The organism is Acinetobacter sp. ANC 4558, assembly GCF_002135375.1.
Lineage (GTDB): Bacteria > Pseudomonadota > Gammaproteobacteria > Pseudomonadales > Moraxellaceae > Acinetobacter.
Genome location: NZ_NEGH01000004.1, coordinates 196,224 through 217,405, shown reverse-complemented (window position 1 = coordinate 217,405; position 21,182 = coordinate 196,224). Strand labels below are relative to the sequence as shown.

The following is a 21,182-nucleotide window of genomic DNA, read 5'->3' as shown; positions in this document are numbered from 1 at the left end:
TTTAATTCCCAGTCTTTTTGGTTTTAAACTCACGATCAAATAAACCGCTAACATCAACTTTTTTATTTAATAATTGATGCTTTTGATAAAAGTCTGCCGTTTCTTGTGATGTGCTAATGACATCATCTGTAATTGCGGTCCATTTTGCATTTTTACGTTTAAACGCAAGTGTTGAAGGTTCTTCAGGAATACCCGTTATGCGTGCCAAGTCTTTACCAAAAGACTCATAATTCTGATTTACCCATTCTTGAGATTCTTCTAAACGGTAAATAAAATCTTGAATAGCAATTCGTTTTTGTTGATCTTGCAATGCTTTTTCTGTCGCTGCTAAGAAGGTGAAACCAGAATATAGACCTCGACCATTTTCAACGATACGAAAACCATCAATCACTTCTGCATAAGCAGTATATGGATCCCAAACTGCCCAAACATCGACCGAACCATTCACTACAGCCAACTTTCCATCTGATGGTGGTAAAAATTTAAACTGAATATCTTCTGCATTCAATCCTGCTCGTTCCAAAGCACGTAATGTGACCAACTGCCCGATTGATCCTTTGTTTGCTGTTACTGTTTTACCTTTTAAATCTTGAATAGTTTTGATTGGACTATTTTTAGGAACCAATAACGCAACTGCGTAAGGATCATAGCGATTGACTGCGATTGCACGCGTATGTCCACCATTGGCATTTGCAAATATAAAAGGAGCATCTCCTAAATAGCCAATATCAATCGCATTCACATTAAGGGCTTCAGCAACGGGCGCTGCTGCAGGGAATTCATACCATGAAATTTTATAATCAATTCCATCTAATAATTTTGAAGCTTCTAATTGGGCACGCATATTCCCCTTTTGATCACCTACTTTTAATTCGACACCCTTTAAATTTTGCGTGTGATGCGTTTCTTTCTGAGCTTTATTTTCTTCACTTGATGAACTGCACCCAACCATTCCTAACGATACTGTCGTCAGCACACCTATTAATATTTTTTTCATACTTGTCTCATTTAAATTTGTATACTATTTATGCTGTTTTATTGAATGTATCTACTTTGGCTGCTTTTTCTCGAATACTCGGCAACAGCGCTTTTCCATACTCGATCACATCATTTAATGGATCAAAACCACGAATCAATACGCTACCAATGCCTAATTTGTAATACTCAACAATTGAAGATGCGACCTGTTCTGGTGTCCCGACAAGTGCGGTTGAATTATGATTACCATGAACGAGTGTTGAAATACCTGTCCATAAATTAGTATCGTGCACATCCTGCGAAGCTAAATTTACTAACCGCTCTGCCCCTACGCTTTGAGCACTTTTCTTATCGTTTCTGATCTTATTTTTTTCAATTTGTGCATGCGTTAACTGATAAATATCTTGTGCTTTTTCCCATGCTTGAGTTTCTGTTTCGGCAATAATAGGCCGAAATGAAATATTAAAGTTTAATGCATTTGAACGTTTAAAATTTAACTCTTGTAACCGAATAGATTGAATCAGTTCTGTTGCCCCAGCAAGTGGTTCTCCCCATAGTGCAAAAACATCTGCGTGTTCTGCTGCTACATTTAAAGCTTCTGCTGAAGAACCCCCAAAATATACAGGAATCTGCGATTGAACTGGTTTTATTTCAGAAAAACCATCGTGAACTTGATAATATTTTCCTTGATATTGAAATGGTTGCTTGCTCGTCCAAGAAAGTTTAAGAACATCTAAGAACTCTTTGGTTCGTGCATAACGTTCAACTTTATTGAGAAAATCACCATCACGACGCTGTTCATGATCACTTCCCCCCGTAATGACATGAATAGCCAAACGCCCCTTCAAAAGATGGTCTAAAGTGGCATACTTACGAGCAGCTAAAGTAGGCGCGATAAAACCTGGTCGATGCGCCAATAAGAATTTTAAGCGTGTCGTATTGGCGCCCGCATGGGCAGCCACGATAAAACCATCAGGTTGATCAGACCATTGTCCAATTAACACACGGTCAAAACCAGCATCTTCATGTGCTTTTGCAAAAGCTGCAACATAATCTGCATCAAAGACAGAACCTTGTGCAGGAATAATTTCTGAGGACTTACGATGGCCAATCATGCCCAAAATTTGAATGGTCATTTCAATTTCCATAATGAATGAGAACTTGAAACAACTGTAATCAATTAATTAGTATGCGTGAAATACATATTTTTAATAAACTAATATTAAAAATTCGCATACAAAAATTATAATTTAATTCAAATTTAACTTTTGATTAAACCGTTCCATGACAATATCAAAAATTTCGATTTGTTCAGGTGTTAAATCTGTACGATGTACGTGATAAACCAATACATCTAAATTAAGCTGTTCAGACTCTATAACTGCAAACTCAGAAAAATAGGACTGTTTTAAAATAAGTTCTTGTACAAAAAAGCCTGCCCCTACACCCTGTCGAACTAAATCCATTTGAATATGTGCTCCCGTGACTTCAACTTTTAAATTTAATCGCTGTTGTTGTAACTCAAGCTGCTCTGTTAAAAATTGCCGAAACCCACAACCTTCATTATTTAAAATCCAACCTAATTCTTGCAAATCTTGCCAAGTTGAAACGCCTGCTTTATACAATGCTTTTGAAACAACGGGACGAATATGTAAAGTTCCCATAATCGTTAAAGCATAATTATGGGGAAGATGTGCTTGTTCTTTCGCAGTAGAAATGATCCCATCTAACTCACCCTGTTCGAGTTTTAATAAAAGATCTCTCCCCCATCCAGTACTAATTTCAATTTTAGTCGTTGAATAATCTTTTTGTAAAACTTGTAAAATTTCAAATATGCCAGATTCAGATAAGCTATTTGGAATTCCAATTCTGAGTAATGTTTCTTCTTTATTTTGTAATGCAATAATTTGTTTTAATTTATTAAATTCTCGTTCAATCACGCAACATTGCTCATAAATTTCACGTCCTTTTACGGTCAGTTTCAAAGGTCGAGTATGACGATCAAAAAGCTGTACAGCACAATCTTGCTCTAAGTTTTGGATACGACGTGTTACCGCAGGCTGACTAATACTCAACTGTTGAGCCGCTAAGCTGGTAGACTGTAACTTAACAAATATAGTAAAAGCATGAATATCTTCAATTTTCATTGAAAGTTTAACCTCAGCATTTTGGCATTAAGCCAATTGCCCTTTATTTAAAACAGAAATAACTTTGAATAAAGAATTTAAGTATTCTTCTATAATTCTTAAGTTCTTAATTGCAAAGATCATTTTTGGCATGAATAAAAACGTTAGTCAATTTCTCTTTTACACGTTTTCTTGTCTATTATGCTCAGTACTACGTTGATCATAACTTAAAAATATACTTCAAAAACCTAAAACTCATAATAAATTATCATTAATAATCAAAAATTTAAGCATATAAATAGAATCAAATGTTTTTTGCCCTTTTATTGATTGATGAGAAAGCCCATGACTTAAATCATCTTTCACATGATCTTTATAATATAAAAGTAAATGTATATCAAAAATATATTTATGGTCGCTCTAAAATTCTTGGACCTACGCCATCATCTCCTAATATATCTTCTGGATTACGTAACGGGCATTCCTTTAAAGATAAACATCCACATCCGATACACCAATCCATTTCATCCCTTAATCGAGTTAATTTTTGAATTCGCTGATCTAAATCCTCTCGCCATCGAATAGAAAGCTCTCTCCATTGTTCTACAGTCAGTTTTGTTCCAACTGGATAAATCCCTAATGCCTCTTTGATTTCTTCTAAGGAGATTCCAACCTTTTGTGCAACTTTAATAATACTAATATAACGTAACACCACCGAATCAAAACGACGTTGATTACCATTGGTTCGGATACTTTTAATAAGCCCTTTAGATTCATAAAAGTGAATGGTTGAAACTGCAATACCACTACGTTTTGCAACCTCTCCAACAGTCATTAGACGACTGAAATCTATCTTTTTTTCTTTTTGCATAGCACTTGACCTCAACATTACTTGAGGTTTTATAGTCGGTCGCTGATTGATTGTCAATTTCAAATATTTTCTTATCTTTCAAGAGAATACAAAATTCACATCTCGGAATAGCATATATGCCTAATTTTGTTGAAAAAAGTTTAAGTAGTCGTTGGCTTTGGTTCATTGCCCGTTGTTGTGTTGCCATTTTATTTTTATGTTCAGGTCTAGCTAAAATTCTCGATGTCGAAGGTAGCTTTCAAGAAATGCAGTCTGCTGGTCTAGAACCTGCTTGGTTTTTTAACTACGCCTCAGCATTTATTTTACTCGCTAGCACTTACTGTATTTTATTCAATCAACAGATCTGGCTTGCATCACTTGGACTTTCTATTTTTTTAATATTGACCATCGCTATTGTACATACTTTTTGGAGTATGGCAGGTTTAGAAGCTAAAATCGCACTGTACTTTGCACTCGAACATGTTGCGGTGATTGGTGGGCTCATTAGCCTTGCCATTGCAGATCATTTTCGTCAAAAGCTTCACTTGATTGGAGCAATTCAATGAATAAAAAATTAATTGTGATCATCACCAGTGTTTTTGTTATTTCTATTTTGAGTTATCTCACTTATCAGTTCATACAAAAACCCGTCGCAGCTCAATCAAGCTATCCTCCCGTAAAAGTAGCATTAACCAAAGCTATTTTAACAGAGCAAAATAAAAAAATTACCGCTGTTGGTGAACTTGAAGCAGTGAAACAAGTTCAAGTTTCGTCTGAAGTTGCTGGTCGTGTGCAATCTATTTACTTCCGATCAGGGCAATATGTCCATGCTGGGCAATTACTGGTTCAACTGAATGATGAAACAGAAAAAGGAGAATTAGCACAACTCAAAGCAAAGTTAAAGTTGAATGAAATGGTCTATAAACGTGCAAATGAGTTGGTAAAAATTAATGCAGTTTCTCAAGAAGAAGTAGACCACGCACTCGCCAATCGAGATATGACTTTAGGACAAATTCAACAACTGCAAGCTCGAGTTCAACAAAAGAAAGTTAAAGCACCTTTCTCGGGTCACATCGGAATACGACAAATTAATCTAGGACAATATTTACAAGTCGGTGAATCTATTGTCAATTTAGTTGATACACAGTCTTTATTTGTTAACTTCACCCTCGATGAAAAACTTGTACCCAATCTGAAAATAGGACAAGTACTCCAAACACATATTGATGCTTATCCAGATGAATCATTTAATGCTCGAGTAACAGCAATTGATCCGCTTATTTCAAAGTCTCGTACTGTCCAAATTCAAGCATTATTAGATAATAGCAAAGGATTATTAAAAGCGGGGATGTTTGCCAATATTACCTTACAACAGAACGTTTCAAAACAAGTTGTAGAAATTCCTGAAACTGCTGTGACCTATACGGCTTATGGTGAAAGTGTTTATATTGCTGTGAAAAAAGATAATCAACTCATCGCACAACGAGTAAAAGTTTCTGTCGGGGAAAGAAATCAAGGTTGGGTGGAAGTTTCAGGTTTACAAGCCAATGATTTAGTGGTCACCTCTGGACAAATTAAACTCAGTGATAGTACGCCAATTGATCTTGTTCAACACGATACTTTAGCAATCCCTCCAAGAGTTCAGGCTCCTGAAAAACAGGAGGCAACACAATGAAATTTACTGATGTATTTGTCAAAAGACCTGTTCTTGCCATTGTCGTCAGCACTTTAATTTTATTGGCAGGGCTTTTTGCGCTCAACAACCTCCCCATTCGACAATATCCATTATTAGAAAGCTCTAGCATCATCATCACCACCGAATACCCAGGTGCAAATGCCGAATTGATGCAAGGTTTTGTTACACAGCCTATTTCTCAATCTGTTTCTTCTCTTGAAGGAATTGATTATATTTCATCCTCTACCGTACAAGGTCGCAGTACGATTACCATTCGCATGGAGTTGAATAGTGATTCGACACAAGCTTTGACTGAAGTCATGGCAAAGGTCAATCAAATTCGCTATAAACTACCTGAAAAAGCCAATGATCCCGTCATTGAACGTTCTTCAGGTGAGTCTACTGATGTTGCTTATATTGGTTTTTCTACCCAAGATCAAAAAAATATTGCAGAGCTTTCAGATTATTTATCTCGTGTTGTTGAACCCATGCTCAGTACCATTGATGGTGTCGCAAAAGTTCAAACCTATGGTGGACAACGCTTGTCTATGCGAATCTGGCTAGATAGTAATCGCATGGCAGGGCGCGGTATTACGGCAAATGATGTTGCCAATGCTATCCGACAAAATAATTATCAAGCAGCACCTGGTCAAATGAAAGGTGAATACATTGTTTCTAATATCAATGTTTCAACCGATTTAATCAGTATTCGTGATTTTCAAAATTTAGTGATTCGCAATGATGGTGAGCATTTAATTCAACTTAAAGATGTTGCAACGGTAGAACTCGGTGCAGCATCTCTTGAAACCAGTGCTACAATGAATGGTCAACCTGCTGTTTTTCTTGGCTTACAAGCAACACCCAAAGGTAATCCACTGATTATTGTGGAAGGTATTCAGAAATTCTTACCAGAAATCAAAAAAACACTACCACCGAACAGTTCTGTCGAACTGGCATATGAAACAGCACGATTTATTGATGCTTCAATTCGTGAAGTGACTCATACATTTATCGAAGCATTAATCATTGTTGTACTCGTCATTTATTTATGCTTAGGTTCTTTACGCAGCGTCATTATTCCCATTATCACCATTCCACTTTCATTAATGGGTGCAATGGCAATCATGCTGCTCTTCGGTTTTAGTATTAATTTATTAACATTATTGGCGATGGTACTGGCGATTGGACTCGTAGTTGATGATGCGATTGTCGTTGTTGAAAATGTACATCGACATATTGAAGAAGGTAAATCACCCGTTGAGGCAGCGCTTATTGGTGCCCGTGAAGTCGCAGGGCCAGTGATTGCCATGACCATCACATTGGCAGCCGTTTACGCACCGATTGGTCTCATGGGTGGACTAACAGGATCTCTATTTAAAGAATTTGCATTTACCTTGGCTGGATCCGTCATTGTTTCTGGAATTATTGCCCTTACCCTTTCACCTGTCATGAGTTCATTTTTGCTCGATTCAAAAATGAATGAAGGCAAAATGGCTATTTTAGCTGAGAAATTCTTCCATCGCTTAACAATGATCTATGCAAAAGTTTTAAAGTTCAGTTTACATCATCGCTGGATAACTATTAGCTTTGCCGCATTTGTTTTGATCAGCTTACCCTTTCTTTATGCACTACCTCAAAAAGAACTTTCTCCAACTGAAGATCAAGCCACTGTTTTCGCTGCGATCAAATCTCCGCAATATGCGAATCTCAACTATGCAGAAAAGTTTAATCTAAAACTTGATCAAATTTTTTGGAGCATTCCTGAAACTGAAAATACATGGATTATTAATGGCACAGATGGACCTGCCAATAGTTTTGGTGGTACCAATCTTACGCGTTGGGAACAACGAAATCGATCCGCAGACGTTATTCAACAAGAATTACAAAACAAAGTATCAGAAGTAGAAGGTAATAATATTTTTGCATTCCAACTCCCTGCATTACCTGGTTCTACAGGAGGTCTGCCTGTACAAATGGTATTACGTAGTGCGCAAGACTATGTCAGTGTGTATCAACAAATGGAACGTATTAAACAAAATGCACGTGAAAGCGGACTATTTGTTGTTGTTGATAGTGATTTAGATTACAACAACCCTGCTGTTAAAATTGAAATCAATCGTGAAAAAGCCAATAGTCTAGGCATCCGCATGCAAGATATTGCTGACTCTATTTCAACGCTGGTTGGTGAAAACTATGTAAATCGTTATGCTTATCAAGGTCGTGCCTATGATGTTATTCCGCAAAGTGTAAAAGAACAGCGTCTGAGTCCTGAATCGCTTGCACAACAATTTATCCGGACTGATCAAGGTCAATTAATTCCTCTTTCTACAATCGTGTCCACATCAGTTGAAGTTGGTCCCAACAAGTTAAGTCAGTTTAATCAACAAAATGCTTCAACCTTTCAAGCAATTCCTGCTTATGGTGTTTCTATTGGTCAAGCTGTAAATTATCTAGAAGAGCAATTAAAAGACTTACCAAATGGTTTTAGCTATGACTGGCAAGCAGATGCACGCCAATTTATGCATGAAGGAAATACTTTAGTTTTCGCCTTTATTGCGGCATTAATCATGATTTATCTCGTCTTAGCTGCACAATATGAAAGTATCATTGATCCTCTCATCATTTTAATTACTGTCCCGCTATCAATCTGCGGTGCTCTCATTCCACTTGCTTTAGGTTTTTCGAGTATTAATATTTACACTCAAATTGGACTGGTCACATTAATTGGACTGATCAGTAAACATGGTATTTTAATGGTGGAATTTGCAAATGAATTACAAGTTCGCAATGATATGAATCGTATAGATGCAATCTATCAAGCTGCTCAAATTCGTTTACGTCCTATTTTAATGACAACTGCAGCCATGATTTTCGGTTTAATTCCCTTATTATTTGCCACAGGTGCGGGTGCAAAAAGTCGATTTGGTCTAGGACTTGTGATTGTTTGTGGCATGGTGATTGGGACATTATTTACACTCTTTGTGCTACCGACCATTTATAGTTTTTTAGCACGAGATCATGGACGTTTATCTCAATCTAAACGCTATAAAGAACTACAAAAGTTGAGTGAAATTTAATCCTGATATTCTTTCAATCGTCACTGCGATCTATTCTATCTTTATAGATTGCATATGATGATCCTTTCGTCGAAAGTTCATTGGTTCAAATACGATTGTATACTGAAAGAAAAACTTAAATTTCAAATGATAAAAAGCCCTCATCAATTCGGGCTTTTTATCACACTTTTACTTGTGATAAAACCAGTCAATACAAGCATTCGCTAAAATTTGTGTGGTGTCAAAACTTACCTTTAAAATGGGTGAATGAATTGCATGTAAACCAATTGGAATTTCAGTGCACGCTAAAATAATAGACCCAGCACCTGCTTCCACAAGACGCTGACTTAAATCTTGAAAAACGAAACCTGCTATTTCTACTTCATTACGTTTTACCTGATAAACAGCAGGCATAAATTCTTGTTCAATCTCATCATCCGAATTCATCACAAAAGGAATGTCATACTTGCTTAACTCACGCTGATATAATTCAGTTGAAAGTGCGCCTTGTGTTGCCAAAATTCCCACTTTATCACCAGATTTATAGGTTTTTAAAATCTGCTGTACTGTAATTTCAACCATATTTAAAATTTCAATATGGGTCTGTTTTTGCAAGGCTGTATGCCAAAAATGTGCTGTATTACACGGAATCACAATTTTAGAAACGTGACTCCGTTCTAAAATTTTCAACCCATGTAACATGGCATTTAGAGGGCTTTCCCCTAAATTTTTAAGTGCTAACTGTCGATCTGGTATTCCACCATGATTCCAAACAATGGTTGGAATATGTTCTTGATCTTTCGTTGCTGGACTACCATCAAGCAAACGCTGCTGAAAATCAACAGCGGCTCCTGGTCCCATCCCACCTAAAATACCTAATGTAGGTTGTGCTGAGAAATCGGTCATCTTATATACGATATGCATCTTTTTCAGAGAATGTTGTACGATATCCGAATAAACCGACTGCACCACCTGTATGTAAGAAAATCACTTTATCGTCTTTCGTAAAGTGTCCTTGGCGAATTAAGTCGACCAACCCTGCAAAACCTTTGCCCGAATATACAGGATCAAGAAAAATCCCTTCTGTACGTGCAAGAAGCTCTACAGCTTCAATCATACTTTCAGTTGGAATACCGTATCCCTCACCGACATAATCACTATTTGCAACCACTTTCTCACGCGCAAGAATATCTGTATTTAAACCTAAGTGCTCTAATGTTGCACGAGCAAGCTTATATACATTTTCTTCTTGTTTTGTTTTCTCTGCACGAACACTAATTCCCAAAACAGGTAAATTAGAATTTGTTGCCGCTAAACCTGCCAATAAACCAGCTTGGGTTCCTGTACTTCCTGTTGCGTGAACTAAATGCGTAGGTACAAGTTGTAATTGGTTCAATTGGTAAATTAATTCAATTGCTGTAGAAACATAACCTAATGCGCCAACCGCATTTGAGCCACCACCAGGAATAATATACGGACGTTCACCTTGAGCTTCTAATGCTTTTGCTTTCGCTTCTAAAGCAGCCACCATATCTGTCCCGCCAGGAACGATATCAATTGAATGGACACCTAAAATTTCATCTAGTAATACGTTACCATTATTATAATATTCAACCGCACCATCATTCACACGTTGTTCCAAAATAGCTGATGCTTTTAAACCAAACTTATTTGCAGCCGCTATGGTTTGACGTACATGATTCGATTGTGTTGCACCTTGTGTGATGACATGGGTTGCACCTTTTGCAATTGCATCCCCAATAAGAAACTCAAGTTTACGTGTTTTATTTCCACCTGTTGCCAAACCTGTTGCATCATCACGTTTAATATAAATTTCAGGACCACCTAAGGCTTTGGTTAAATTAAGTAGAAATTCAAGTGGTGTCGGTGCCTGTACTAGTTTAACGCGAGGTAAATGACTTAATAACATAATAATATCCTGTAATCTTAATGTGCGTAATCAATCATGCGACTAACTTCTTTACGCATAACTTCTAAAATATGTTTTTTGGTTTCAATGAATTCTGTTTGGGGCGCAATATTTTCAATAGTACGATGCCGAGGTAAATGCACAGCAATATCTTCTGCAATTCGACCTGGATGTCCCGCCATTAAGATGATTCGATCAGCCAATAATAAGGACTCATCAATATCATGAGTGACAAATAAAACTGTGGTTTTATTATCTTGCCAAAGCTTCGTGAGCGTTTCTTGCATTAGAATTCGGGTCTGTGCATCTAAAGCCCCAAATGGCTCATCCATTAACAAAATTTTCGGTTTCATAATCCAAGCGCGAGCCAAAGCGACACGTTGTTTCATTCCGCCTGAAATTTGCCAAATACGATGATTTTCAAACTTTTTTAAGCCTGTTTTTTCTAAGTAATCTTCAGTTTGTTCCGCAATATATTGCGCATTTGCTTTAGATTGCTTAAGTGGAAATTGAATATTTTCTCTTACCGTCAACCACGGAAATAATTGTGCGTGTTGGAACACAACAGCCCGATCTATTCCAGGTCCCTCAATAGTTTGTCCATCGACATAAATATCACCATGGGTCGGTTTTTCAAAACCTGCTAGCAAATTTAAAATGGTCGACTTACCACAGCCCGATGGCCCAAGTAAACAAACAAATTGACCTTCTGGTATCTCTAAATGAATATTTTCAAGTACCGTATTTTCAGTTTTATTTTGCTTAAATGTCTTTTGAACATTGTTCAGCTGAATAAATGATGATGTCATTATGCTTTTCCTGTCCAAGGCGCCCATTTCTGTTGTGCTTTCACAATGAGCCAGTCTAATAAGAAGCCAATCATTCCCAGTAAAATAATGCCAACAATAACCACATCTGTTCTTAAATAAGACCCTGCATTAATAATCATCCAACCTAAACCAGAATTTGCTGCAACCATTTCTGCTGCAATCAGAGATGTCCAACCAATTCCAATCGACAACCGAATCGTAGTAAAAAGCTCAGGCAATGATGATGGCAAAATGACACGAAATAAAATTGCAGTACGTCCGAGTCCCATGGTTTGAGCAGCTTGGATTAAGCCAGTAGGAACATTATGGCTGGCAGAGGTTGAGCCCACAATCACACTCAAGAACGTTGCAATAAAAATCAAGAAAAATTTAGACTCTTCACCAATACCAAGCCACACCACAACCAAAGGAATTAGTGCAATCTTAGGAATCGGACGTAAAAACTGTACAAATGGATCAAATATTGCATTTAATACAGGAGTACGCCCCATGAGTAACCCTAAAGGAACGCCAATAATAATTGCGATAAAAAATGCAAAAAAAGCGCGTGCTGTACTTACTAAAATATGTTGATAAAACGGTGCATCTCGGTAACCGTTTTGGGTTAAATCTACAACGGTATCTATAATCTGTAAGGGAGAAGGTAGCAAAATAGGCGAGACTAATTTAAATGAACACGCCAATTGCCAAATAATTACAAAAGTAATCAGTGACACTGCACTAATTACTTTTGCTTTTAAAGAACTGATATGAACCATTCTATAACCTTATTTTGTGGCTTCAATAAGGTATTTACTATTGATGTTTGGCGCATAACTTTTTGGTACATCAGATTGTTTTAATTCACCAATCGTGACAAGAAACTTCGAAATATCCAAAGTTGCTTTCGCAATACCTGATGTTTCATCATCTGGAGTAGCGCCCAGATATTTCTGAGAGATTTGCTCTTTAAGTGGAATATATTCAATACCTGCTAAAGTCGTTTCAACTTGATCATATGGAAGACTTAAATATTTTGAAATTTTCTCAGAAGCTTCTTTTGGATTTTTTTGATATTCATCCACTTGCTTTTGATAAGTTTTCAAAAATTTAACCACCAGCTCTGGGTATTTTTCTGCAAACTCCTTACGAACCGCAAAATTGTTATACACCAAAATGCCTTGATTATTGAGCTGCGTCGTACTAAAAATTTCCTTACCGCCTTCTTTTTCTAACTGTTGGGTGAATGGTCCCCAAACATAGGCAGCATCAATATCACCACGAGTCCATGCAGAAACAATTTCAGCAGGTTTGAGTGCAATTAATTGAATTTTAGACTTATCAATTTTTTCTAAAGCCAATGCTTGTTCTAAAGCATATTGCGCTGTTGAGTTTGCAGGAAAGGCAACCTTTTTACCCACTAAACCTTGTAAGTTTTTAATATCTGGACGAGCAATTAAACGCTCTGCACTTGAAATGAGACCTTCTAAGCCAATAATTTCTATCGGTAAACCACGTGTTATACCAGCAACAGCTGGACTTGAACCAAAACGCGCGATATCAATTTCATTTGCTGCAAAATAGTTAATGACATCCGCACCTGTTGCGAATTCTATCCATTTCACTTTTGTACCTAGTGCGTTTTCAAAATCTCCATTCGCTTTGCCTAACACCCAAACACGTGGACCACCGCCCCAGGCTAAACGAACTTCTTTTGGTAGTTCAGCAGCTGTGGTTTGAGATGTCTCAGCTTTTGATTCCTTATTTTGTTGTCCACTATTACCACAGCCAACTAAAAATACAGAGCCCAAAATCCCAATGGACAATGCTAAATTTTTAAAACCAAAGCTTGTCGTATTTAACATTTCTATTTCCAGATTTTTGCAAATTTTCTAAATCTTAATGAATATATGTGATTAAGAAAAATATTAAAAAAAGAAATCTATATCTGTAAAAGTGAATTTATGAATATTAAATGAAGACTCATTTAGATGAAATCAGCCACAAAAATGCTCAATACTTGCACATACAAGCATCTAATTGAAAAATAAAATTAATTCTGCTTAAATTATTTTATTGTTTAAGTGAACGATTAAAAGAATAAAATTGAAATATAAGCAGTATAAATCTATAAAATTAAGCAATCACTACATGGTATTTATGTTAATCATAATAAAAAAGTAAAATTTTCAAATAAAGTAATTCAAATGAAAATGCATCATAAAAACAAGCTTATATAGGATGTATATAAGCTTGATTGCTGATTAAAGATCTAACGTAATTTCTTTACCTTTGGCGCGAGAAACACAAATCATAATACTTTGTTGAGATGCTTTTTCAGCCTCACTTAAATATTGATCATAATGTTCTGCTTCGCCTTGAAGAATGGCTGTTTCACATGTTCCACAAACACCTTCACGACATAAACATTCTACATCAATATTAAGTAGTTCAATAGCTTGTAAAATGGTTTGATCCGCTCGGACTTCAATTTTTTGATTAGATTTAGCAAGTACCACAGTAAATGCTTCACCATTTTCAGGTTGAGTAGAGGCAAACTGCTCCCAATGAATGTTTTCATCACGGAAACGATGGCGATTACTCGCATCAATCACAGCATCAATCATTGGCTTTGGGCCACATACATAGACATGCGTCCCCTTAGGTTGATTTGCTAGAAGTACATCTAAATCAAGCGACTTGCCTTCACTATCAACATAGGTAAAAACATGATCTGCATGACGACTGTGTTGTAAATCATTTAATAGTGCAGCATGTTCAGGTGCACGAAAAGCATAATGCAATTCGTAGGTTTCTCCACGCTCAGCCAATTCATCCATTTGAGGAATAAATGGCGTAATACCAATACCACCAGCAATAAGAATATGCTTCTGACCTGTTGCAGCTAAAGCAAATAAGTTTTTCGGAGAAGATACTTCCAGTTCGAAGTCTTGTATGCATTGTTCATGCATAAAAACAGAACCGCCCTTACCTTCAACATCCTTACGAACGCAAACTTGATAAGTAGATAAATCTTTAAAATTACTCATGAGTGAATAAGCATTAGATAACTTATCATTCATTTTTACAATAATATGGCTACCACCAGTAAATGCGGGAAAGTCTTGGCCATCTTTACGCTTAAAAGTAAAGCGTTTAATTAAAGGGGTTAATTGCTCAACTGCTGTTACAACAGTAGGAAACATTTGATAACTTTCAGTCATCTGCATATCCTTATTTTACTTCAAATGCCATGTGTTAAGACCGTTGAATTACATCCGTCTCAACTGTCTTTAGGTATTAAACACCTAGACATAAATACTTAATAGTCATAAATTCCTCTAAACCATATTTAGATCCTTCACGACCAACACCAGACTGTTTTACACCACCAAATGGTACAACTTCATTCGAAATCGTTGTTGAATTCATACCCACCATTCCATACTCTAATTGCTCAGACACTTTAAAAATACGAGAAATATTCTCGGTATAAATATAAGCAGCTAAACCAAAAATTGTATCATTGGCTTGGGCAACCACCTCTTCGTCTGACTCAAAGCGGATCAACGGTGCAACAGGTCCAAAAATTTCTTCGTCTACTATTTCCATAGATTGATTAACGTCAGTTAAAACCGTTGGCTCGAAAAAGCTTGAACCCAATGTATGTCTTTGACCACCAAAAGCAATTTTTGCACCTTTTTTAACAGCATCATCAATCAGCTTTTGAGCTTTTAAAACAGCCTTTTCATTAATCAGTGGGCCTATATTTACCCCTGCGTCTAATCCATTACCAACTTTTAATTTTTGTACTGCCGCTACAAATTTTTCTGTAAATGCTGCATAAACACTTGTATGTACATAAATACGATTGGCACATACACAGGTTTGCCCTGCATTACGATACTTTGCAAAAATTGCACCTTCAACGGCTTTATCTAAATCTGCATCTTCAAACACAATCAGTGGCGCATTACCACCAAGCTCTAAAGCTAGTTTTTTAATTGTTGAAGCACATTGCTGCATCAATAATCGACCAACTGGCGTTGAACCTGTAAAGGTTAGTTTTTTCACTTTTTCATGTGATGTAAAAACTAAACCAATTTCAGCCGATTTTCCTGTTACGACATTAATAACACCTGCAGGAATTCCAGCTTGCTCTGCCAATTTCGCCAATGCTAATGCGCAGTATGGCGTTTCATTTGCGGGTTTAATTACAATTGTGCAGCCTGCTGCCAAAGCTGGTGCCGCTTTACGTGTAATCATTGCCAAAGGAAAGTTCCACGGTGTAATCGCTGCAACAACACCAACAGGTTCTTTCGTTACTAAAAAGCGCTGACCTGCATTGGTTGTTGGAATCACATCACCGTAAACACGTTTACCCTCTTCTGCAAACCATTGAATAAATGAAGCAGCATATTTCACTTCACCAAGTGCTTCAGCAAGAGGCTTTCCTTGTTCAATGGTCATAATACGTGCTAAATCGTCTGCACGTTCTAAAATCAGTTTATGCCATGCCAAGAGTAAGTCTGCACGTTGCTGTGCCGTCAATGCTTTCCAAGATTGCAATGCTCGATATGCACTTTCAACTGCCTCGGTTGCTTCTGCTGCTCCCATATTGGGTATATGACCAATTTCTTCATCTGTGGCAGGATTAGTCACACTTAATTGATCTTGATTTTGTGCACTTACCCATTGACCATGAATGAATCCAAGTTGCTGAAATAAATCGTTATCTGGTAATACTGACATCTTTAACATCCTACTTTTAGCGACATCAGTGAAAGATGAGAATGGGCTCATCCTTCACAGAAGGTTCAATTACACTCACTCACTTATTGGTGATGTTGTGCGACAAGGTTTTGGAAATATGCAAGACCATGTTCACTGATACCTGAACGCTGTTTGTCTGTCATGATACGACCTTGACCTCGATAACCACGTGATTTCAAACCACGTTGAACACTTTCAACCAGATCTAGATCTTCTGGGCGGAATACATTCTTATACCACTCGATTAAATCTTTTTGGTCTTGAGTTAACTCTTCATTTGTAAAGTAAATATCATAATGCTGTAGCGTTGTTTCAGCATCGACAGGAAATTCATAAATAACGGTCATGAAATTGCTACCAGGCGGTACGTTAAACATCGTACTTGGCCATGTCCAAAAACCATGAAACTCTGGATCTGTAATCGATGGATCAAGCTTGAATGACTTCTCTGAAGAACGTGCATAACCGTATTGAAGTGTCCAATTTTGGTGAGTCGTGTGCCAATATTTATCAACTTGTACAGAGTCAGCAAAACCAGGATGAGCTGGTCCACAGTGATAACATTCTAAATAATTATCAACAATAATTTTCCAGTTTGCTGGTGTATCTGTAACAAAACGTGCAGCCAGTTTTAAATCTTTAACCACGCTACAAGCTTCATTTAATTTGGCAGAAAAACCAGGTAATTGATCTTCAACACATGTTGCATTTTCATCCATATTAATGAAAACAAAGCCTGCATATTCTTCAACTTTTAACTGAACCATGCTTGACTTTTCTTTATCAAAATTTTCTACATGATCACAATTACGTGCTAAAGCTAAGCTGCCATCTAACTTGAAAGTCCAAGCATGATATGGACAAGTAATCACATTTTTAGCTTTTCCGCTACCCGATAACAATTCATGGCCACGATGCGGGCAAACATTATAGAATCCTCTTAATACGCCATCTTTCCCACGAATAATAACAATATTTTCGCCAATCACTTTACGCGTAATATAATCGTTAGAATTCGCAAGTTCGCTACCATGTGCAACGCAAATCCAGCTTTTTGCAAAAATCTCTTCTTTTTCACGCTCAAATATTTGCGATGATGTATAAAATACTTTTGGAAATGTCCATGCATTATCTGGATCAGAACAAAAATCTTTTGGTAATGTTTCAACTGAACTCATGTTATTCACTCCATTCATTTCTTAATTTCAAACAATTTAGATTACGTAGTTGATGTGCGATTAATCATCTGTTGTATGGCTTTGATCAATTCTTGATACATTTGCTGTACTTCTGGACAATCTCTCATTAAGCGCAAACCGCTATGTAATACTCCTTTTGCAACATGCAAGCGGTTTTCTATTCCTGCTTGGGTTAGTTTCTCAGAAAAAATTTTCCCGTCATCACTTAAAGGATCATATTCAGCAACTGCAATAAAACTCTCAGGCATATTTGAAAAGTCTTTTGCTAACAAAGGTGCTAAACGCGTATCCTCCCATGTTGAAATATCAGGTGCATATTCACGCAAGTAATAATCACAATCTTCACGACTCAACAATGGTGCTTTAGCATGAATTTCATATGCGGGTAAATCAAACTTTGTTGTTAAAAGCGGATAAATAACCGCTAATCCTTTCGCTTGATGACCAGTTTTTTGCAGATTGACTGCAACTGCAGCTGCTAAATTTCCACCAGCGCTATCACCTGAAATAATGATATTTTCAACATCAATTTTCCATTCTTTAGCATGATCACGTAAGCCCATATAAGCATTTAGGCAGTCATCATATGCCGCTGGAAACTTATGTTCTGGTGCTAAACGATAATCAACACTCATCACTGCAATATTCAGATCTTGACAAATATAGCTAAGCATAAATTCGTGTGAATCTAGACCGCCAACGACCCAACCACCGCCATGAAAATATAAAACACACGGCCAACCATTTTGAGGTGGTTGTTGATTTTTTGGTGTATATAATCTGACATTTACAGCAGGTTTAGCATCTTCAATTGTAAAATCATGAATTTCAATTTTGCCATCTCTAGGCAATGTGTAATGTTTACACATTGCATCATATGCCGCTCGAATAGAGTCCATATCTGCATCTGCCGGACTATAAACACCACTCCAATACACTAAGCTCTGCATTTCTTCGCTGAGCACATAGTCTGTATGCATTGTTGTACTCATGATGCTTCTCTTTCTGCATTTTTACGTTCATCTGATACAGATTTTCCGACATCAATATCAATGTGTTCATTCAATGCCGCTTGGTCTAACTCTAAGTTTCGTTGATCAATTAAATGTGCTGGAATTTTAGAATAATCTTCAATTAACCATTTAATTAAACCATAGGTTTGAATCAAGATAATCACAATAAAAGGCAGTGCTGTAATAATGGTTGCTGTTTTCATTGTGTCCAACGGCGCTTTTGAAAAAATCATTGCAATTGGAACTAACGTTAACATGACACACCAGAATAAACGTGCTTTTGGTGATGGATCTTGCCCTTCTTCTAAACCTTTGGTACATGTCGCAGATACAGCGTAACCCACAGCATCCATATGTGCAGCCAAGAACACCACCATAATTGCCAGGAAAATCCACATCATCACTTGCCCTGCTGGTAAAAGACTGAGCAATTGTCCAATTGCGACTTCTCCACCATCATTGCTTAAGATATGAGGTACATCGACCACACCATGAATAAAGTTATAGACACTAAAGTTCTCAAATACGCCAAAGATAAACCATAAACCAACGCTTCCACCGACAACCATTGCAACAATGACTTCTTTAATGGTACGTCCTTTAGATACACGGGTAACAAATAATGCTACACCAGGTGCATATGAAATCCACCACAACCAATAGAATACGGTCCATTCACGGGTAAATTTCCCATCTCCCATTGGATCTGTAAATAGGCTCATATCTACAAAATTGGTTGCCATTAAACCAAAGCTCATCAATGAGTTATTTAAAATGAATTGTGTTGGACCAAAAACCAATACATATACAGCAAACAATACAACACCCAAACACACAGCATGGCTTAAACGCTTCATACCATTTTCCATACCAACGTATGAACTTAATGCAAAGACAACCGCAACTGCCAAAATAATAATGACCTTGGTTGTGAATGTATTTGGAATGCCTGTGAGTAAAGATAAAATATTGGTAAATGTGACCGCAGTTAGCACTAATGATATTGTTAACGCACCAAACATACATAACAAGAAGAGTAAATCAACAATACGACCTACAGGACCTGTTGCTTTGAATCCTGTTACTGCTTCAATAATTGAAGCGAGGCTTAACCCTTTATTTTTACGCACATGAAAACTGTAACACAGTGAAATAGACGCTAATGCATAAATTGCCCAAGCACTAATACCTGAGTGGAAAAATGAATATGCAACACTATATTTAAGCGCTTCAGCAGATTCGGGCGCTAAACTTAAACCAGGTGTTTGATAATAATACGCCCAGTCTAAAAATCCCCAATATAAGCTAGAAGAACCAATGCCAGAAAGAATAAACATGAATATCCATGACATGGTACTGTATTCTGGCTTTCCCTCACCGAGTTTGATTTTCCCATATTTACTAAATGCTAAAATACCCGTAAAAATAATCGATAAAAAAGCAAATAATAAAACTGGCGTCGTAAAAATTGAAGTTGCCCAGTACATTAACTTGGATGCCAATTCAATCGATTGAGTCGAGTAAATTGCAAGTCCTGCTACAGAGACGAATACAAATACAAGGCTTGTTACTGCAAGCATTTTATCTGTATATACTTTTGACTTTTGATTTTCCATATCCATAAATCCGTTTGTAATGGAATTAAATTCTTATTCCTTAACGAATACATCCATCATTTTCTGCGAATTAATTCAGCAATTGCATCACCTACTTCATAAGTTTTTGCAGTACCGCCGACATCAGCAGTTTTTGGTCCATTAATTAATACATGTTCAATCGCATTCATAATTTCTTGGCTTGCTTCAATACATTTTGGTTCATCACTACCCAGAAATTCCAGCATCATTGCACCTGACCAAATTGCAGCTATTGGATTTGCAATATTTTGTCCATAAATATCTGGTGCCGAACCATGTACAGGTTCAAACAAAGAGGGGAACTTTCGTTCTGGATTTAAATTTGCAGAAGCAGCTAAACCAATTGTACCGGTACATGCAGGTCCTAAATCTGACAAAATATCACCAAATAAATTAGATGCGACAACAACATCAAAACGTTCAGGTTGTAAAACAAAACGCGCTGCTAAAATATCAACATGTTGCTTGTCTGCTTTAACTTCTGGGTATTTTGCTGACATCGCATCTACACGCTCATCCCAATACGGCATACTCACTGCAATACCGTTTGATTTTGTTGCTGCGGTTAGTTTTTTAGCATCACGTTCTTTTGCAAACTCGAATGCATATTTTAAAATTCGATCTACACCATGACGAGTAAAGACAGCTTCTTGTAAAACAAATTCGCGATCCGTGCCCTCAAAAGCTTTACCACCAATTGCAGAATATTCACCCTCACTATTTTCACGTACAACGTAAAAATCGATATCACCTGGCTGTTTATCAGCCAATGGTGATTTTACCCCTGGCATTAAACGAACAGGGCGTAAATTCACATATTGGTCAAAGCGACGACGAAATTGCAGCAAAGATCCCCATAATGAAATATGATCTGGAACTTTATCTGGCCAACCCGCTGCACCAAAGAAAATAGCATCATATTGTTGTAGCGTTTCAAACCAATGATCTGGCATCATTTGACCATGTTCTAAATAATAGTCACAGCTTGCCCAATCAAATGCATCCAGCTGTATATCAATATCGTATTTTTCAGCTACAGCCTTTACAACTTTTATCCCCTCTGGTAAAACCTCTAAACCGATTCCATCACCTGCAAGGGTGGCAATTTTAAATGTTTTTGCCATATGCTTACTTCA

The 21,182-nt window shown here is 37.0% G+C and carries 17 protein-coding genes and 1 pseudogene; 3 read left to right on the top strand and 15 right to left on the bottom strand.

What is annotated here, in order from left to right:
• Position 1: 1 nt before the first annotated feature.
• The 4 genes from B9T31_RS07055 to soxR all read right to left on the bottom strand — a co-directional run bounded on the left by B9T31_RS07055 (position 2) and on the right by soxR (position 3,975).
• Positions 2-997: an ABC transporter substrate-binding protein gene (locus B9T31_RS07055; protein ID WP_086181252.1), complete on the bottom strand. Its 996-nt coding sequence runs from the start codon at positions 995-997 to the stop codon at positions 2-4.
• Between the two features lie 28 nt (positions 998-1,025).
• A complete protein-coding gene (locus B9T31_RS07050; RefSeq protein WP_086181320.1) occupies positions 1,026-2,114 on the bottom strand; it encodes an LLM class flavin-dependent oxidoreductase in 1,089 nt (362 codons plus the stop codon).
• 114 nt (positions 2,115-2,228) lie between these two features.
• Positions 2,229-3,125, bottom strand: coding sequence for a LysR family transcriptional regulator (locus B9T31_RS07045; RefSeq protein WP_086181251.1), 897 nt, complete (start codon positions 3,123-3,125; stop codon positions 2,229-2,231).
• A 388-nt stretch (positions 3,126-3,513) separates the two neighbouring features.
• Positions 3,514-3,975, bottom strand: coding sequence for a redox-sensitive transcriptional activator SoxR (gene soxR, locus B9T31_RS07040; RefSeq protein ID WP_086181250.1), 462 nt, complete (start codon positions 3,973-3,975; stop codon positions 3,514-3,516).
• A 116-nt stretch (positions 3,976-4,091) separates the two neighbouring features.
• On the opposite strand from soxR, the gene B9T31_RS07035 reads away from it, so the two are divergent.
• Genes B9T31_RS07035 through B9T31_RS07025 form a run of 3 tightly spaced genes read left to right on the top strand, consistent with a single transcriptional unit; the run spans position 4,092 to position 8,706 of the window.
• Positions 4,092-4,520, top strand: coding sequence for a DoxX family protein (locus tag B9T31_RS07035; protein WP_086181249.1), 429 nt, complete (start codon positions 4,092-4,094; stop codon positions 4,518-4,520).
• Positions 4,517-5,629: an efflux RND transporter periplasmic adaptor subunit gene (locus B9T31_RS07030; protein ID WP_086181248.1), complete on the top strand. Its 1,113-nt coding sequence runs from the start codon at positions 4,517-4,519 to the stop codon at positions 5,627-5,629. The genes B9T31_RS07035 and B9T31_RS07030 overlap by 4 nt, the downstream gene beginning before the upstream one ends.
• A complete protein-coding gene (locus B9T31_RS07025; RefSeq protein ID WP_086181247.1) occupies positions 5,626-8,706 on the top strand; it encodes a MexW/MexI family multidrug efflux RND transporter permease subunit in 3,081 nt (1,026 codons plus the stop codon). The genes B9T31_RS07030 and B9T31_RS07025 overlap by 4 nt, the downstream gene beginning before the upstream one ends.
• A gap of 168 nt (positions 8,707-8,874) precedes the next feature.
• Here B9T31_RS07025 and B9T31_RS07020 read toward each other — a convergent pair whose 3' ends face one another.
• The 11 genes and pseudogenes from B9T31_RS07020 to B9T31_RS06970 form a co-directional block, all read right to left on the bottom strand.
• Complete coding sequence (locus B9T31_RS07020; RefSeq protein ID WP_086181246.1) at positions 8,875-9,591, bottom strand: aspartate/glutamate racemase family protein; 717 nt, start codon at positions 9,589-9,591, stop codon at positions 8,875-8,877.
• A 1-nt stretch (position 9,592) separates the two neighbouring features.
• Positions 9,593-10,615, bottom strand: a complete 1,023-nt coding sequence (locus tag B9T31_RS07015; protein ID WP_086181245.1) for a D-cysteine desulfhydrase — start codon at positions 10,613-10,615, stop codon at positions 9,593-9,595.
• A gap of 17 nt (positions 10,616-10,632) precedes the next feature.
• Positions 10,633-11,424, bottom strand: a complete 792-nt coding sequence (locus B9T31_RS07010) for an ABC transporter ATP-binding protein (protein ID WP_086181244.1) — start codon at positions 11,422-11,424, stop codon at positions 10,633-10,635.
• Positions 11,424-12,203, bottom strand: a complete 780-nt coding sequence (locus B9T31_RS07005; RefSeq protein ID WP_086181243.1) for an ABC transporter permease — start codon at positions 12,201-12,203, stop codon at positions 11,424-11,426. The genes B9T31_RS07010 and B9T31_RS07005 overlap by 1 nt, the downstream gene beginning before the upstream one ends.
• Before the next feature lie 9 nt (positions 12,204-12,212).
• Positions 12,213-13,289 (bottom strand): ABC transporter substrate-binding protein, encoded by a 1,077-nt coding sequence (locus B9T31_RS07000; RefSeq protein ID WP_086181242.1) that lies wholly within the window; start codon positions 13,287-13,289, stop codon positions 12,213-12,215.
• Positions 13,290-13,688: 399 nt separating this feature from the next.
• Positions 13,689-14,648: a carnitine monooxygenase, reductase subunit CntB gene (gene cntB / locus B9T31_RS06995; protein WP_086181241.1), complete on the bottom strand. Its 960-nt coding sequence runs from the start codon at positions 14,646-14,648 to the stop codon at positions 13,689-13,691.
• A gap of 76 nt (positions 14,649-14,724) precedes the next feature.
• Positions 14,725-16,176 carry an NAD-dependent succinate-semialdehyde dehydrogenase gene (locus B9T31_RS06990; protein ID WP_086181240.1) on the bottom strand — a complete coding sequence of 484 codons (1,452 nt, stop codon included), beginning with the start codon at positions 16,174-16,176 and terminating at the stop codon, positions 14,725-14,727.
• Positions 16,177-16,259: 83 nt separating this feature from the next.
• Positions 16,260-17,375: a carnitine monooxygenase subunit alpha gene (gene cntA / locus B9T31_RS06985; protein WP_086181239.1), complete on the bottom strand. Its 1,116-nt coding sequence runs from the start codon at positions 17,373-17,375 to the stop codon at positions 16,260-16,262.
• 41 nt (positions 17,376-17,416) lie between these two features.
• Entirely contained in the window at positions 17,417-18,388 is a 972-nt protein-coding gene (locus B9T31_RS06980; protein WP_086181238.1) for an alpha/beta hydrolase, read from the bottom strand.
• Entirely contained in the window at positions 18,385-20,031 is a 1,647-nt protein-coding gene (locus tag B9T31_RS06975; protein ID WP_086181237.1) for a BCCT family transporter, read from the bottom strand. Before B9T31_RS06975 ends, B9T31_RS06980 begins: the two co-directional genes overlap by 4 nt.
• A 27-nt stretch (positions 20,032-20,058) precedes the next feature.
• Positions 20,059-21,170 (bottom strand): annotated as a pseudogene (locus tag B9T31_RS06970) (tartrate dehydrogenase).
• Between the last annotated feature and the right edge of the window lie 12 nt (positions 21,171-21,182).